This is a genomic window from Williamsia sp. SKLECPSW1 (assembly GCF_054332755.1).
In genome coordinates, this window is sequence record NZ_JBTGLI010000001.1 from 1925959 (window position 1) to 1940623 (window position 14665).

General features: G+C 67.0%; 16 protein-coding genes and 1 tRNA gene. 9 read left to right on the forward strand and 8 right to left on the reverse strand.

Annotated features, from left to right (window positions below; all coding sequences use genetic code 11):
- Positions 1-43: 43 nt before the first annotated feature.
- On the reverse strand, positions 44-460 hold the full coding sequence (locus ACXVUM_RS08875; RefSeq protein WP_458521455.1) for a nuclear transport factor 2 family protein: 417 nt from the start codon (positions 458-460) through the stop codon (positions 44-46).
- 99 nt (positions 461-559) lie between these two features.
- Between ACXVUM_RS08875 and ACXVUM_RS08880 the strand changes: the two genes are divergently transcribed.
- Complete coding sequence (locus ACXVUM_RS08880) at positions 560-1249, forward strand: GntR family transcriptional regulator (protein ID WP_458521456.1); 690 nt, start codon at positions 560-562, stop codon at positions 1247-1249.
- Positions 1250-1267: 18 nt separating this feature from the next.
- Here the strand turns inward: ACXVUM_RS08880 and ACXVUM_RS08885 are convergent, their stop codons facing one another.
- The gene (locus ACXVUM_RS08885; RefSeq protein WP_458521457.1) at positions 1268-2131 is read right to left on the reverse strand and encodes an alpha/beta fold hydrolase; all 864 of its coding nucleotides are present in this window, start codon (positions 2129-2131) and stop codon (positions 1268-1270) included.
- A 37-nt stretch (positions 2132-2168) separates the two neighbouring features.
- On the reverse strand, positions 2169-3047 hold the full coding sequence (locus ACXVUM_RS08890; protein ID WP_458521458.1) for a TIGR03619 family F420-dependent LLM class oxidoreductase: 879 nt from the start codon (positions 3045-3047) through the stop codon (positions 2169-2171).
- A gap of 106 nt (positions 3048-3153) precedes the next feature.
- Here ACXVUM_RS08890 and ACXVUM_RS08895 point away from each other — a divergent pair, with 106 nt between their 5' ends.
- Positions 3154-3759, forward strand: a complete 606-nt coding sequence (locus ACXVUM_RS08895; RefSeq protein WP_458521459.1) for a hypothetical protein — start codon at positions 3154-3156, stop codon at positions 3757-3759.
- A gap of 173 nt (positions 3760-3932) precedes the next feature.
- On the opposite strand, the gene glfT1 is transcribed toward ACXVUM_RS08895, so the two are convergent.
- The 4 genes from glfT1 to ACXVUM_RS08915 are packed head-to-tail and all read right to left on the reverse strand — an operon-like array spanning position 3933 to position 7165.
- Positions 3933-4853, reverse strand: coding sequence for a galactofuranosyltransferase GlfT1 (gene glfT1, locus ACXVUM_RS08900; RefSeq protein WP_458521460.1), 921 nt, complete (start codon positions 4851-4853; stop codon positions 3933-3935).
- Entirely contained in the window at positions 4846-5694 is an 849-nt protein-coding gene (gene wzt, locus ACXVUM_RS08905) for a galactan export ABC transporter ATP-binding subunit Wzt/RfbE (RefSeq protein WP_458521461.1), read from the reverse strand. Before wzt ends, glfT1 begins: the two co-directional genes overlap by 8 nt.
- 48 nt (positions 5695-5742) lie before the next feature.
- A complete protein-coding gene (gene wzm / locus ACXVUM_RS08910) occupies positions 5743-6591 on the reverse strand; it encodes a galactan export ABC transporter permease subunit Wzm/RfbD (protein ID WP_458521462.1) in 849 nt (282 codons plus the stop codon).
- 19 nt (positions 6592-6610) lie between these two features.
- Positions 6611-7165, reverse strand: a complete 555-nt coding sequence (locus tag ACXVUM_RS08915) for a bacterial proteasome activator family protein (protein ID WP_458521463.1) — start codon at positions 7163-7165, stop codon at positions 6611-6613.
- Positions 7166-7338: 173 nt separating this feature from the next.
- On the opposite strand from ACXVUM_RS08915, the gene ACXVUM_RS08920 reads away from it, so the two are divergent.
- The gene (locus ACXVUM_RS08920; protein ID WP_458521464.1) at positions 7339-8535 is read left to right on the forward strand and encodes a cysteine desulfurase-like protein; all 1197 of its coding nucleotides are present in this window, start codon (positions 7339-7341) and stop codon (positions 8533-8535) included.
- Between the two features lie 24 nt (positions 8536-8559).
- Here ACXVUM_RS08920 and ACXVUM_RS08925 read toward each other — a convergent pair whose 3' ends face one another.
- A complete protein-coding gene (locus ACXVUM_RS08925; protein ID WP_458521465.1) occupies positions 8560-9537 on the reverse strand; it encodes an NAD(P)H-quinone oxidoreductase in 978 nt (325 codons plus the stop codon).
- A 209-nt stretch (positions 9538-9746) separates the two neighbouring features.
- Between ACXVUM_RS08925 and ACXVUM_RS08930 the strand changes: the two genes are divergently transcribed.
- From ACXVUM_RS08930 to ACXVUM_RS08955, 6 genes are all read left to right on the forward strand, one after another.
- On the forward strand, positions 9747-10265 hold the full coding sequence (locus ACXVUM_RS08930; protein ID WP_458521466.1) for a MarR family winged helix-turn-helix transcriptional regulator: 519 nt from the start codon (positions 9747-9749) through the stop codon (positions 10263-10265).
- 43 nt (positions 10266-10308) lie between these two features.
- Positions 10309-10393, forward strand: a tRNA-Ser gene (locus ACXVUM_RS08935).
- Between the two features lie 270 nt (positions 10394-10663).
- Positions 10664-11317: an MspA family porin gene (locus ACXVUM_RS08940; protein WP_458521467.1), complete on the forward strand. Its 654-nt coding sequence runs from the start codon at positions 10664-10666 to the stop codon at positions 11315-11317.
- Between the two features lie 25 nt (positions 11318-11342).
- The gene (locus tag ACXVUM_RS08945; RefSeq protein ID WP_458521468.1) at positions 11343-11669 is read left to right on the forward strand and encodes a hypothetical protein; all 327 of its coding nucleotides are present in this window, start codon (positions 11343-11345) and stop codon (positions 11667-11669) included.
- A 23-nt stretch (positions 11670-11692) separates the two neighbouring features.
- Entirely contained in the window at positions 11693-13780 is a 2088-nt protein-coding gene (locus tag ACXVUM_RS08950) for a hypothetical protein (protein ID WP_458521469.1), read from the forward strand.
- A 52-nt stretch (positions 13781-13832) separates the two neighbouring features.
- Positions 13833-14609, forward strand: a complete 777-nt coding sequence (locus ACXVUM_RS08955) for a hypothetical protein (RefSeq protein WP_458521470.1) — start codon at positions 13833-13835, stop codon at positions 14607-14609.
- The last annotated feature ends 56 nt before the right edge of the window (positions 14610-14665 follow it).

A 14665-nucleotide genomic window follows, 5' to 3' on the forward strand; every position in this document is an offset into this window, starting at 1 on the left:
CTTGTTGCGCGAGACAAGCCAAAACCCTCGTCACCGCCCGGTGTCAGTGGGTGCGGTCAACTGAGCCGGTCGCGCGGGCCCGCCCCGTCGCGTACGCGACCATCGCGCTGTCGAGATACGCGCGCACCTCGACGATCGTCTCGTCGACGAACCGGCACACCCAGCAGTAGCGATTGTCGAACGGGATTCCGTCGACGGTCGTCGACGAGGCTTGCAACTCGGCGATGACGTGGTCGTCTGTCTCGTGGACCGCGACGACGTGCAGTGCAACACCCGCGGTCATGATCCCGTTCAGCACTGCGAACGTGGCGTCGAAGAACTCCTGCTTGGAGCGGTACACGCCGGCGAGAGGATGGGTCCCCATCACGGTCCACTCGACGTCTTCGGCGACGTGGTCGAAGAACTGCGACGTGGTCGCAGGGTCACCCAGAAGGTCGAACAGAGATGCTCGTGCGGTCATGTGCGCTCCCTCTCGTTGTCTGTATACATTCCTGTATACAACCGTGGAAGAGGTGCGGCAAGCGGAGCTCTGCCTGCCGAAACGGATGAGGAGGAACGCGTGAGCCGGACGGACACCGCATACGACCGCATCGCCGAGGCCATCGGTGACTTCGTCCTGCCCCCGGGCCATCCGCTGCCGGAGAACGAGCTCTCCGATTGGCTCGGTGTCTCACGGACGCCGATCCGGTCGGCGCTGGCGCGGCTCGCAGCCGACGGACTCGTCGAGATCTCACCGGGGCGACCGGCCCGGGTCAGCGCGATCTCGCTCGACACGGTGGTGAGCATCTACCAGTTACGGCAGGCCGTGGAGGTGTACGCGGCCCGCCTGGCCTGCCTCGCGGACGACCGATCCGAGTTCGACGAACTCGCGACTGCTTACCGAGCGGCCGCCTCCGACCCGAAGAATTTCGACGTCGTATCCGCCGAGTTGGGCGAGCGGTATCGCCTCGCGCTTCGTGAGTGCTCGGGGAACGGCCCGCTGTGCGACGTGATCGACAGAACCCGTGTGCAACTCGCCCGCGTACGGCACATGCTCGCGAGGAACGAACGCCGAGCCGCGGCGTCGGCCGCTCAGAGTGCGGAGATCTGCGCGGCGATCGTCGACCGTGACGACGTGGCGGCGGCGAGCGCGGTCAGTCGCAAGGTGCAGGACAGTCTCGTCGAGGCCGCAAGGGCACTCACTGATCGGCTCCTCGATCCGCCGGCCACACCACCGGTGCTCGGCAGGACGGATTCGGCCTCGAGGTGACTCAGCCGAAGTGGGTGCTCACCGAGCGGCCCGCGCCGGTGCCGTCGTCTCCATGAACTCGGTCATGATCGCGACGACCTTCTCCGGCGCTTCCGCGTGCGGGTAGTGGCCGACCCCGTCGAGGACCTCGAGCCGACTGTGCGGCATCGCCTCGTGCGCGGCGTACCCGTGCGCGACCGGGATGATCTTGTCGTCCTCACCCCAGATGAGCTGGGTGGGCAGCTCGGCGTTGAGGTGCAACCGGCTGACGGCGCTGACGGCCTGCCCGCGGTGGTCGACGACCGATCGCAGTGTCCGCAGGAACGCATCGCGTGTCGCCCGATCGGACAGGGAGGCGTAGGCCTGCCACGACTGGTCCGCCCGCGCGGACTCGAAACCCGTTGCGGCCAGCCATCTGCGTACGCGCACTCCCGCCGCCACCGCCCACCGCGGGGCGATCACCGGAAGCATCAGCTCGGCGCCGGGCGCGGCGAGCAACCGGAGCGTCCAGTTCACCTCGGGGCCGAGGCCGCCGCTGCCGATGAGCACCAGGCGCTCGCACCGTTCAGGGTGTTGGTAGGTGAACTGCATCGCGATCCCGCCGCCGAGTGACTGGCCGACGATCGTCGCGCGGTCGATCCCGAGGTGATCCAGCAGATCGCGCAGGAACGCGGCGAACGCACCCAGCGAGTAGTCGCCTCGGGGCTTCGACGACGCGCCGTGCCCCGGCAGGTCCGGCGCGACGACCCGGTATCGCCGGGAGAGTGGTTCGACGACCGCGTCCCACGTCGCGGAACTCCCCGCCATGCCGTGGATGAGGAGAAGGGTGTCACCCCGGCCCGCATCCCGGTAGGCGATGTGCTCGCCGTGCAGAACAACATGTCTGGCGTCGGTCGGCGTCACGGTGTCTCCTCGGTCCGCCGCGAGGGCGGTGCTGTCGTCAGCCGTTCACTTTGCTGATCACACCGTCGGCGAAGCCGCGGAGGTTGTCGACCTTCGTCTGCAGCGGCTCGGTGTCCTCACCCATGATGTACGGGATCCGGAAGCCGACGATGACATCGGTGACACCTTTGTCCTCGAGCCGCTTGCAGCCGTCGGGAGTGTAGGCGTCGAACGAGATCACGTGCACCTCGAACGGTTTGTCCTGCAGGCCCTCCGCCTTCTTGATCTCGTCGATGCGCGCGAGGAGGGCATCGAGTTCCTCCGGCTGTCCACCGCCGTGCATCCACCCGTCGCCGCGGATGACCGCTCGCTTGAGTGCCGCATCGGCGTGGCCGCCGACGAGCAGCGGGATGGGCTGCGTCGGGGCGGGGCTCATCTTGATCTTCTGGATGTCGTAGAACTCGCCGTGGAACTCGAAGTACTCGCCGGTGGTGAGCCCGCGGATGATGTCCATGCACTCGTTCATGCGGCGACCGCGGCGGGCGAAGTCGACACCCATGATGTCGTAGTCCTCCGGCCAGGGACTGCTCCCGACGCCGAGCGCGAGACGGTTGTCGGTGAGGTAGGCGACCGAACTCGCCTGCTTGGCGACGAGCACCGGTGGCCGGATCGGGAGCTTCAGCACGAACGGCGTGAAGCGGATCCGGCTGGTCACCGCCCCCATCGCCATCGCCTGGATGAAGGTCTCGATGAACGGCTTGCCGTCGAGGAACTCGCGGTTGCCGTCCTCGGTGTACGGGTAGGTCGCGTCGGACTCCTCCGGGTAGGCGATCGAGTCGGGGATCGTGAACCCGTCGTAGCCGGCCTCCTCGGCGGCCACCGCCAGGTCGGTGTAGTACCGCGGGTCGGTCATCGCCTCCGCATAGGTGAAACGCATGGGGTGCTCCTCGGTCCGGTTGCCACCAAAGTAGAACACGTTCCAGTTTCGCGGAACCGTGGAATCGGGTCGGGGTGGGATACGCACGTGCGATTGACTGATCTCCATGCGGTGGATCGGCGGCGGGAGCGCGAGCGGCAAGTCCACCGTCGCGGCCCGCCTCGCCGACCGTCGCGGGATCTCCGTCTACTCCACCGACGCGTCCATGCTCGACCACGCCCGTCGCACAGCGGCGTCGTCGGCGCCCGAACTGCACCGCTTCCTGGCGATGACGATGGACGAACGCTGGCTCGGCCGGACACCCCGGGAGATGGCGGAGCGCTTCCACTGGTTCCGCGGCGAGGCGTTCGACTGCATCCTCGACGACCTCGGTGCCATGACTGCATCCGGCGCGACGGTGGTCGCCGAGGGCTTTCGCCTGCTCCCGCATCTGGTGGCACCGCACCTGACCTCATCGGACCACGCGGTGTGGCTGCTGCCGACACCCGCGTTCCGCGAGGAGGCGCTCGAGGCGCGGGGCTCGACGTGGGAGATCGCCGGACGCACCAGCGATCCGCCGCAGGCGCTCGCGAACCTCTTGGCGCGGGACGCACTGTTCACCGACCACCTGCGCAGCGAGACATCACGATTGGGCCTGCGGACGATCGAGATCGACGGCAGCGAGGGGATCGATCGGATCACCGATCGCGTCGAGGAGCTGTTCGGGTTCTGATCCGCGCAAGTCGTCGGCCGTATGGCGAGATCGCCGCGACGACGCTCCACTTGTTCGAGGACGCTCCGCCTGCAGGCGGAGCGTCCTCGAACAACCGGAGCGGGAACCCTGCAACCGGAGCGGGAACCCTGCAACCGGAGCGGGAACCCTGCAAGCGGAGCGTGAGAAGCGGGTCAGCGTCGGCTGAACAGTTCCCGACGACCCTTCTGCCGCAACGCGACCCATTCGCGGAAGCCGGCGACGTCGCGCTGCTGGACGAGGAAGTACCAGCCGAAGCGGGCGTACTCCTGAGGGATCAGTCGGCGCAGTCCCGGCTGGTGGAGCAGCCACCCACGGTTGCGGTAGGTGTAATAGCGCTTGGTCGCGTCGTCGGGGTACTGCGTGTGCATCCGTCCGCCGAGGATGGGCCGGAACTCGGCGGTGCCGTCGGGGTGCAGGTAGGCGGTGACGAGGCAGGTGCCGAACCGCAGGCCCGATCGTGCGAGACGCCGGTGCATCTCCACCTCGTCCCCGCGGACGAACAGTCGCAGATCCGGGACACCGACCGCCTCGATCGCCCGCGCCGAGAACAGCGCACCGTTCATCAGGGACGCGATCCCGTCGAGCACCTCCTGGCTCGCGGTGTCCTCGCCCGGCTCGAACAGCTCCGATCGCTTGCGACGCCACACGAGTCCGCGACGGAGGGGGAAGGCGAGGGTGTCGGCGTCGTCGATGTTGACCACCACCGGCGACAGCTCGTCGTAGCCGCCGGCGACCGCGCACCGCAGCAGGGTGGCGAGCACCTCGGGACCCTCGGGTCGACCGTCGTCGTCGGCACACCACACCCAGTCGGCACCCAGTGTCAGCGCGTGCAGCATGCCGAGCGCGAAGCCGCCGGCACCCCCGAGGTTGTGCTGCGATCCGACGTAGGTGGACGGGATGGGTTGCGCGGCAACGAGATCGGCGACCGCGGACTCGTTGCCGTTGTCGACGACGACCAGATGGTCCACCGGCCGTGTCTGCTCCGCGAGCACCGCCAGCGACCGTTCGAGCAGTTCGACCCGTCGATGTGTGACCACGACGGCCACCACTCGCCCGTTCGCCGTGTCAGCCACGGTTCCCGCGTCGCATCGCGCTGTCGGGATCGGCGGACAGACCCGACTTCTCGCGCTCGATCTCCGTGAGCACCTCGTGGACGTGCTTGGCCGCGTCCGGGCCCTCGTAGGCGCCGACGACGGACTCGATGTCACCGTCCATCCGCACCTCGCCGCGGTCGATCCACAGCGCACGGTCGCACAGCTGGGCGAGGAACTCGTTGGAGTGGCTGGCGAACACCAGGATCCCGGACCGCTTCACCAACTCCTGCAGGCGCACACGGGCTTTGCGCATGAAGTCGGCGTCGACCGCGCCGATGCCCTCGTCGAGGATGAGGATCTCGGGGTCGATGCTGGTGACGACACCCAGTGACACCCGCACACGCATACCCGTCGAATACGTGCGCAGCGGCATCGTCAGGTAGTCGCCCAGCTCGGTGAACTCGGCGATCTCGTCGACGCGCTTGAGCATCTCGCGACGGCTCATGCCCAGGAACATGCCGCGGATGATGATGTTCTCGTAGCCGGAGATCTCCGGATCCATGCCGACACCGAGGTCGAACACCGGCGCGACGCGACCCCGGATCCGGCAGGCACCGCGGGTCGGTTCGTAGATCCCCGACAGCAGACGGAGCAGCGTCGACTTCCCGGCACCGTTGTGCCCCACCAGGCCGACGCGATCGCCGTGTTCGAGGTGCAGATCGATGTTCTTCAGGGCCTCCACCACGACGACGTCGGAGTCGTTGGCGCCGATCACGCCACCCGCCTTGCCCAGGACGGACTTCTTCAGCGACCGCGTCTTCGCGTCGAAGATGGGGAAGTCGACACATGCACCCCAGGTGTCGAGCCGGACCTCCGTCATCGCATCGCTCCGCTCCGGGTCATCGCATCGCTCCGCTCACCCTGTCCCTCACACCCAGTACGCCACACGGGCGCGGTAGTTCCGCAGCACCAGCATCGCCAGGGCACATCCGACCACGGTGCAGCCGACGACGATCCACCAGTGGTAGGCCTGCACGTGCTCGCCGACCAGCGGTCCCCGGGTGATCTCGAGGTAGTGGAACATCGGGTTCAGCTCGACCAGCCGAGCGCGACCCGACTTGTGGCCCGAGATGCTGTCGACGGTCCAGATGATGGGCGTCATGAAGAACACCAGCTGCACGACTGTGTTCAGCAGCTGACCGATGTCGCGGAAGCGGGTCGAGAGGATTCCGAACACCACGGTCACCCAGACGGCGTTCATCGCCATCAGAACCAACGCCGGGACGATGAGCAGTGCGGACCAGCCGATCGGCTGCGGGAAGATCGCGAACACGATCACGTAGATACCGATGTTGTGGGCGAAGATGATCAGCTGCCGCCACACGAGCCGGTACACGTGCACGCTCAGCGGTGCCGGGATCTGCTTCAGCAGGCCCTCGTTGCTGGAGAACACCACCGACCCCTCGAGGATCGACTGGGAGATGAAGTTCCAGAAGATCAGGCCGAGCGTGACGTGCGGCAGGAACGTCTTGATGTCGATGCCGAACAACTCGCCGTAGAGCAGCCCCATGGCGAGCGCGGTGACGCCGGTCGCGACGGTGATCCACAACGGACCGAGCAGCGATCGACGGTAGCGCTGCCGGATGTCCTGCCAGCCCAGATGGAGCCAGAGCTCCCAGTTGAGCAGTCCCGAGCGCAGATCGTCGACGGCTCGGCGCACGGTGCGCGAGTCGACGGCTTCCGGTGGGGGTTCGATCCCCGGAGCGACGGTGGACACGAGGGTCGACCCTACCGGGCTACAGGTACTGACCGGTCCCGGTGACGCCGTGACCGGTTCCCGGAACGCCCGAACCGCCCGGACCCGGCAGCGCACCCTGCCGCATCTGCTCGAGCTGGGCCCGTGCGGCCATCTGCTGGGCGAACAGGGCCGTCTGGATCCCGTGGAACAGGCCTTCGAGCCACCCGACGAGCTGTGCCTGGGCGATCCGGAGCTCGGCGTCGGACGGGGTCGACTCGTCACCGAACGGCAGGGCGAGCCGTTCCAGCTCGTCCCGCAGCTCCGGCGCCAGGCCCTCCTCGAGTTCCCGGATCGACGACGCGTGGATCTCCTTGAGGCGGGTGCGGCTGGCGTCGTCGAGAGGTGCCGCGCGCACCTCCTCCAGGAGCTGCTTGATCATCGTGCCGATCCGCATCACCTTCGCCGGCTGCTCCACCATGTCGGCGATGCCGCCGGGCTGGTCGTCGGGGTCGCCGTCCTTGCCGCCCGGCGCCCGCGACCCGGGGCCCGGGACGATGATGTCGTCGCGGTCGGGGTGGTTGTCGGGACCCGATCCGAACAGTGGTGACGTCATGCGCTCCATTGTGCGCGAGACCCGGACACGTCTGCGACCGGCCACCGACTGTGGATGTTCATGACCACCCTCGCCACCTGCGGTGATGTCGCACGTATGCGTCCTGCCCATCGGCGGGCCGCACGTGTGAACGACTCTCGGGGGCGTCGCGGTGCGGGTCTATGGTGTCTGCCATGAGCTACGACGTCGCACGGGTGCGCGGGCTGTTCCCGTCGCTCGGCGACGGGTGGATCCACCTCGATCCGCAGGCCGGGAGCCAGATCCCCGACTCGGTCGCGTCGACCGTCTCGAAGGCGTTCCGGGCACTCGTGTCGCAACCGGGTGGGGTCTACCCGGCGGCGCGGCAGTCGCAGGCTGTCATCGACGCCGCCCGGCAGGCGGTCGCCGATCTCGTCGGCGGGGATCCCACCGGGGTGGTGCTCGGACCGACCCGCGGCATCCTCCTGTCGATGCTCGCGGAATCGGTGCCGGCGCGGGTGTGGCTCGGATCGACGGCGGTGGTCAGTCGCCTCGACGACGAGCCGAACGTGATCACCTGGCTGCGCGCGGCGGATCGCTACGGTGCCCGCGTCCGATGGGCCGAGGTGGACATCGAGAACGGTGAACTCCCGCCCTGGCAGTACAAGGACCTCCTCGACGATTCGACCGCCGTCGTCGCCGTGACGGCGGCGTCGTCGACGATCGGCACGGTCACCGACATCGCCGCGATCGGTGCCGCAGCCCATGAGGTCGGCGCGCTCTTCGTCGTCGACGCCACCTCCGCCGCCCCCTACGCCGTCCTCGACATCGAGGCCATGGGTGCCGACGTCCTGGTCGTGTCCGCCGAGCGGTGGGGTGGCCCCCAGGTCGCGGCTCTGGTGTTCCGCGACCCCGGCCGCGTCGCGACGCTGCGTGCGTCGGGGCTGTCGTCGACGACGAGCGGCCCGGGACGTCTCGAGGTCGACGGTCTCCCGCACGCCCTGCTGGCGGGTCTCGCCGCGTCGGTGGAGCACCTCGCATCGCTCGACGAGGCCGCGACGGGCAGTCGCCGCGACCGCCTCGTCACGTCCGTCGGGAGCCTGAACACCTACCTCCGCCGCCTCACGGCCTACCTCGTGGAGTCGGTGTCCCATCTGAGTTCGGTGCACATGGTGGGTTCTCCCACCGACACGGTCCCGACGGCGAGCCTGACCGTCGACGGGGTCGCCGCAGACAAGGTCGCCCGTCGTCTGGCCGACAACGGCATCTGCGCGCTCGTCGACGTGCCCAGCCGCGCGCTGGACGTGATCGGTGTCGGGGACGTCGGCGGCGCGGTCACGATCGGACTCGGGCAGTACTCGACCCCGTACGAGGTGGATCAGCTGGTGCGCTGTCTGGGGTCGCTGGGCTGAACCGGCGTCACCGGGGCTGGACGGTCACAGGGTGAGGAGCACCTTGCCGACCGCGTCGCCGCCGTCGAGATGACGGTGGGCGGCGTCGGCCTCCTCGAGCGGGAAGGTGCGGTCGACGACGGGACGGATGCGTCCCTCGGCGATGAGCGGCCAGGTGGTCTCGTGGACTCCGGCCATGATGGTGCCCTTGCCGGTCGGTCCGTCGACCGGCCGTCCACGCAGGTTGGTCGCGGCGACGGACCCCCGTTTCCGCAGCAGCACCGACAGATCCAGTTCGGCGGTGGTGCCGCCCTGCATGCCGATGATCACCAACCGGCCTCCGGTCGCGAGCGCATCGACGTTCCGCGCCAGGTACTTCGCGCCGATGATGTCGAGGATGACGTCGGCACCACCGAGATCGGCGACGGTGTCGACGAAATCGTCCTGGTGGTAGTCGATCAGCGTGGTGGCGCCGAACTCCGCGCAGACGTCGAGCTTGCGCTGGGATCCGGCGGTGACGGCGACCTCGACACCGAGCGCCCGCGCCAGTTGGATGGCGTGGGTGCCGATGCCGCTGGCGCCTCCGTGGACGAGAAGGCGTTCCCCGGAACGCAGTCCGGCGGCGAGGACGAGGTTCGACCACACCGTCGCCGCGACCTCGGGCAGCGCTGCGGCCTCGACGAGATCCACCCCGTCGGGGACGGGCAGCACCTGGACCGCGGGAACCGCGACGTACTCGGCGTACCCGCCGCCGGAGAGGAGGGCGCACACCTCGTCACCGACGGACAGCCCCGTGACACCGTCGCCGAGTTCGTCGACCGTCCCCGAGACCTCGAGGCCCAGGATGTCGCTGGCACCCGGCGGAGGGGGGTAGAAGCCCTGTCGTTGCATCAGATCCGCCCGGTTGAGGCCGGCGGCGGCGACCGCGATGACGACCTCACCCGGGCCGGCCGTGGGCCGATCGGCTGTTGCTGGTGTCAGGACCGAGTCGGGGCCCTCGTTCTCGACGGAGATCACGCGCATGCCCTACCCAACCACGGGGAGCGAGCACCATTCCCCGAGTCGCCACGGTGGCGCACGCGTGCCAGACCATCACAGGTCGACCAGCACTTTTCGTGTGATCGACCGACTGCCCGTGGGGGATGAACATGACTAGTGTCGAGTGGCCGAGCCGAGGCGCCTTCCGTCCAACCCTGCGCGGATTCGCCGGGATGTGACGTGGGAGGGGCGCGATGTACAGCACCGGCGATGATCTGCAGCCGCAAGCAGGTGGGCGCGTGTACCCGCTGCACGCCGCCGGCGCTTCCGACCAGTCGCTGAGCCCCGACGAGCAGCGCGCGTGGCGCAGTTTCGTGGAGGGCACGCAGGCTCTGCTCACCCACCTCGACCGTGAGTTGGTGGACGAGGCCGATCTCGGTCTGGGCGAGTACATGATCCTGGAAGCGCTCGCCGAGCACCCGGTGCTGCGGATGACGGATCTCGCCGGCGGTGGTCTCGCGTCACGCAGCACGATCTCGCGTCAGGTCTCACGACTCGTCGAACTCGGCGACGTCGAACGGATCTCCGACACCAGCGATGCGCGCAACCGCCTGGTCAGGATCACCGACACCGGCCGCGCCCATCTGCGACGCGCGACCGGCGGTCACGCCGACAGGGTGCGCCGCCACCTGCTCGCCCACGTCGACCCGCGTCCCGGACACATCGGCGACCTCGACGCCTTCTTCCGCGACATCCGCGAGGGCTTGCAGTAGCCGCGAAACCGGCTCGACCGGCTGCGTTACCCTGACCGGCGAGGGAAGTGTGGCAGAGCGGCCGAATGCACTCGCCTTGAAAGCGAGCGTGGGTGAAACCACCGGGGGTTCAAATCCCTCCACTTCCGCAGAATCGGGAATCTCAGGTTGAGTTCAGCCGGGGGTGGATAGAGGATTTCCGGCGACCTCGAGCGGCGGTGGATCCGCCGTCGCGTCGGCGCAAGCTACGGGGATGTCCACTCGTGCGGCACACCTGCGGTCCGGCATCACGCTGCCGACGCCATCTTCATCGCGCATGTGCTGGTGGTCACTTTCCGTGCGAATCGGTGGAGGACCGTCTAGCGTGCCGTTTGCACGCCTGTGCGGGGATGGGGATCCACCGACACACGAGGCATGACATGAGTTCCATCCGAGTGGCCGTTTCGATGGTCGCCGTCGTGGGCGTTTCTGCGCTCACCGCGTTGAGCGCGGCATCGGCCGCGGCCGGCCCGAACATGAAGCCGGGCAATTCGTTTGCTGATCGGTCGGTGACGCGCACGACTGATGACGGGTGGGTGGTGACCGCGACGAAAGCGCGGGAGTCTGTGCGGTCGGTGCCGCCGTTGAATCAGTCCCCGTGGACGCGTGAGGGGTTCGTGTCGTTGCGTGCGGCGGGCTCGATCGCGGGTGCGGGTAGGTCGCCGGTCACCTCGGGGACGGTGACCGGTGGGTTCCAGGTCGGGTGCAACACCGATGTCACCTCCGGGGCGACGATCGGTATCGCGGGTGGCCCCAACGCGACGTTGAATGTGTCGTATCCGCCGGCGTTGGGGATCGGGGCGTCGGTGCAGCCGTCGATCTCGAGTGTGTTGCGGCCCGGCACCATCGCCGACGTGTCATTCGGGACGAAGAAGCTGGCCGCGGCCAGTGGGGCAATCAACGCCACCGATGTCCACATCAAGGTCGACGGCTGCTTGGGGCCGGTGGTGCTGCGTTCGTATGTCACGGTTGCGATCTCGACACCGAACAACGACGACACGGTCAACGTGTACGGATTGCCGCACTACCTCTGAGACCACGAGGGATCCAGGTTCACCGATGAGCACTCCTGCCACCGCCCGTGATGGACGAACCCACCACGCCGCGACCAGTTCGGCGGCCCCAGGCATCGACACCCACACCAGCGGATCCCACACCACTACGACCCTGGCGGCGGCGTGGCGGTGGATCTCGTTCGTCCTCGGATGTGTGCTGCTGGTGTTATGTGCGTGGGCGCTGAGTAGTCGGTTGCAGCAGTGGTCCCACGACTACGGCGGCATGCTGGTCTTCCTCGTGTTCTTTCTGATCATGTCGATCGCGGGCCGGTGGTTCTGGGCCGGTATCGACGCCGCCCTGGGCCGAGTCATCCGGGGTAGCAGTCAGTGAACGCCCACCTACGCCGAACAGCCGTGGGTGAGCAACAACGCGATGGGGAGCTGACGCCACCCCGCGCCGTCGCGCCACGGCGTGTGCCGGGGTGGGGGCGTGCTCTCGCGCTCGTCCTCGCATCCGTCGTCGGCGCCCTCGCGTTGGCGGTGTTCGTGGGCTCGACGCCCTCCCACGCTGACGCGCTCTGCGACGCCATGCGCGCCCGCTTCGGACCGGGCTATCCCTGCATCAGCGTTCCGACCAACACCTTCACCCCGACGGCGCCGGCGGCTCCCACCACGACCGGCAGTAGCGGCAGCTCCGGCGGGGGGCCGTCGGTCGGATCGAACATCGGACCCGGACCCGGCGAGGGCAACGGCACCCCCATCGTCCCCGTACCCGGCCAGACCCCGGCAACTCCTGCCGTCCCGGGCGGAGGGCCGAGTGGAGGTGCAGGTGGAGGTAGCGAATCGGGCCCCGTCGCGCCCAACCCGCTCACACCCCAGAGCACTCCCAACACAGCATCGGTTCCCCCGTCCACATCGCCGCCGACCAGGTCCTCGACGACGACCGCGCCATCAGCTACACAGCAGTCCGGGTCGGAAACAAGTCCCCGGAACAGACAGGCAACCATCGGCCCCCGCGATAGCGGCGATCAGGACACGGCGGTAACCGGTCTGTGGCTCGCCGCGGGAGCTGCAGCGCTGGTCGCGGGTGGACTCAGCGCGCGCAGCGGCGGGTTCGGCCGCTACACCGCACTCGCCCGTGCCAACGGATACCCATCTGTCGGTGCCGCACTACGCTCATGGCTCCCCCGTGGCGGGTCCGAACGCGCCACCATCGGGTCGTCGCAACTGGTCCTGATCAACGACGAGACCAGCCCCCGCGCATACGTTTTTCATGAGAACGTCCCGCCCGGCGGGCGCATCGACGTCAACCCCGACGGCTCGGCCACGATCTACGACCAGAACGGCCGCGCCGTCAGCCACATCGCCAAGCCCTGGGCCTACGACAGCCTCGGCCAACCGCAACGCACCTGGTACACCGTCGACGACAACGGCAACCTCGTCCAGCACGTCGGTGCTGAACTCAACGCCTTGTATCCGATCCTGGCTGATCCGGACAAAAACACCCTGAAACAGATCAAGCAGCAACAACAAGCGGCCAATCAAGGAACGGACGCACACGAAAAAGGAACCGGCACCACAGTCGACAAGTCGCCTAATGCGGCATCGCCCTCGCCGCCGCAGACACCAGCGTCGAACCGTCCGGACTACGGGGGCGAGCCCCATAATCAGGCCGATACCCACTCAGGCCTCCCACCTCAAAAGACTGTGAGCAACGATGACGCCCAGTCAGCGACATCAGCACCCGACGGCATCGGGAGTGCCGACGGCCAGCCGGAACCAGGCTCAGAGGCAATCCCCCCGATTGCCGGACCCTCGTACGACCAGTCGCCGGAAGCTGTCGAACAACGGATCGCCAACGAACAACGGATTCGCCGGGAAGAAATCCTCCGCTCAATACCGCCAGACCGTCCTCTGACTCCTCGGCAGAACAAGATCTATCAGCGCCTTCGCAAGAGCTCCGCAGGACGCAACGCGCGTAGGGACATGCTCGCGCGCGACGGTGTTCCGCTGAAGGGTGACGATGACCCTGCATTCTCGGGCCGGACGTTGTCGCGCGACTCGGAGGCAGATCACCTCATTGCCCTCCGTCGCCTGGTTCAAATTCCCGGGTTTGACGAGCTTTCCGATCAGCAGCAAGACGAAATCGCGAACCAAACTGAAAACATCGTCCCATCGTCTCCGGCCGAAAATAGGTCGCGAGGTGCAAAGACCTACCCGGAATATCCAGGACACTCGCGATACGGCGACATACCGTCCGAACGACGAGCGGAACGCGAGCAACAGACTGCGGATACATGGGAGAAGATTCAGCAACAGATTGCCGACGCCCAAGCCGAAAACGATCGCAGCAGCAGCGGCGATAGCGCACCTCGCCAGAGCTTCGGCACGAAGATCTCGAATGCATGGCAGAGCCTGCCGCTGCAATCGAAGGCAGTCATTGCCGGAACCGCGGCGGCCGTCATTATCGCAGCGGGGGTCGCGGCCCTGGTCTTCGGATAATCCCTGTTCTGTATGATGCCCTCATTTACTTCAACCAAAAGGAACTCGTCGTATGACCTCTGCTGACGCTAATGACGTTCCTGATCAGTTTCGAAGCTGGGTCCGCGGCACCGGGGGTCGCGAATTTGAGTTTGTGACAACCAGGTCCGAGCTCGGGCACTTGGGAGAAACTGTGCCGGACTACTGGTTTGAAGCAAACGGTGCCCCAGCTCAAGAAGGGGTAAAGATCGCAGCCAGCCAGCTCCGCAGCTACTTACCGAAAGCGGCTGACGCTATATTGAGGCGCACTACTCACGTACGCATAGCTAAATTTGCGCGTGTTCGCGACGGGAGCTTGAACCACGTCGGCCTCTTTTATATGCAACCTGCCAAGACGGGGGCGCTGGGCATGGTCGGTTTTCCGCCCGCACCGCATTCGGCGGACAGGCCGCAATTTTGGGATAGAGCGCCTTCCCAACTGCGCAACTTTGTGACCCACATTCATGACGGATTCGTCGAGGATCACTGGTACGACAACGGCATTGACCCTATCAAAGACTGGATGACGCTTGAGCAGTACGCCTCACTGACCGGGATATTCGAGAACCTGAACGGGCCGATTCAGGCGAGCGACGCAAACTATCAGGGGATCCCAATAGAACAGGCCCCACGACCGCCTGAAATGGCGGTTGTGGGACACAACGGCCGCGACGCCGCATACATGTTTGATGTCAACAATCCTGACGGGCTGGCCTGGTCGTACGGAGACGAGTATGTGATGCAGGAGCAAGGCCCGGTAGTAGACCTGATTGATTCCATAATCAGTGCACGAACTATGAGCAATAGTTAGGTTGAACCGTCTTTCTCGGGTTCAAAACTCGGGAGTTAGTCGGAAAGCGACAGAAC

Coding starts and splice junctions, on each gene's coding strand:
- ACXVUM_RS08875 (WP_458521455.1), bottom strand. CDS start 460: ATGACCGCACGAGCATCTCTGTTCGACCTTCTGGGTGACCCTGCGACC.
- ACXVUM_RS08890 (WP_458521458.1), bottom strand. CDS start 3,047: ATGCGTTTCACCTATGCGGAGGCGATGACCGACCCGCGGTACTACACC.
- ACXVUM_RS08895 (WP_458521459.1), top strand. CDS start 3,154: ATGCGGTGGATCGGCGGCGGGAGCGCGAGCGGCAAGTCCACCGTCGCG.
- wzt (WP_458521461.1), bottom strand. CDS start 5,694: ATGACGGAGGTCCGGCTCGACACCTGGGGTGCATGTGTCGACTTCCCC.
- ACXVUM_RS08915 (WP_458521463.1), bottom strand. CDS start 7,165: ATGACGTCACCACTGTTCGGATCGGGTCCCGACAACCACCCCGACCGC.
- ACXVUM_RS08920 (WP_458521464.1), top strand. CDS start 7,339: ATGAGCTACGACGTCGCACGGGTGCGCGGGCTGTTCCCGTCGCTCGGC.
- ACXVUM_RS08925 (WP_458521465.1), bottom strand. CDS start 9,537: ATGCGCGTGATCTCCGTCGAGAACGAGGGCCCCGACTCGGTCCTGACA.
- ACXVUM_RS08930 (WP_458521466.1), top strand. CDS start 9,747: ATGTACAGCACCGGCGATGATCTGCAGCCGCAAGCAGGTGGGCGCGTG.
- ACXVUM_RS08940 (WP_458521467.1), top strand. CDS start 10,664: ATGAGTTCCATCCGAGTGGCCGTTTCGATGGTCGCCGTCGTGGGCGTT.
- ACXVUM_RS08945 (WP_458521468.1), top strand. CDS start 11,343: ATGAGCACTCCTGCCACCGCCCGTGATGGACGAACCCACCACGCCGCG.
- ACXVUM_RS08955 (WP_458521470.1), top strand. CDS start 13,833: ATGACCTCTGCTGACGCTAATGACGTTCCTGATCAGTTTCGAAGCTGG.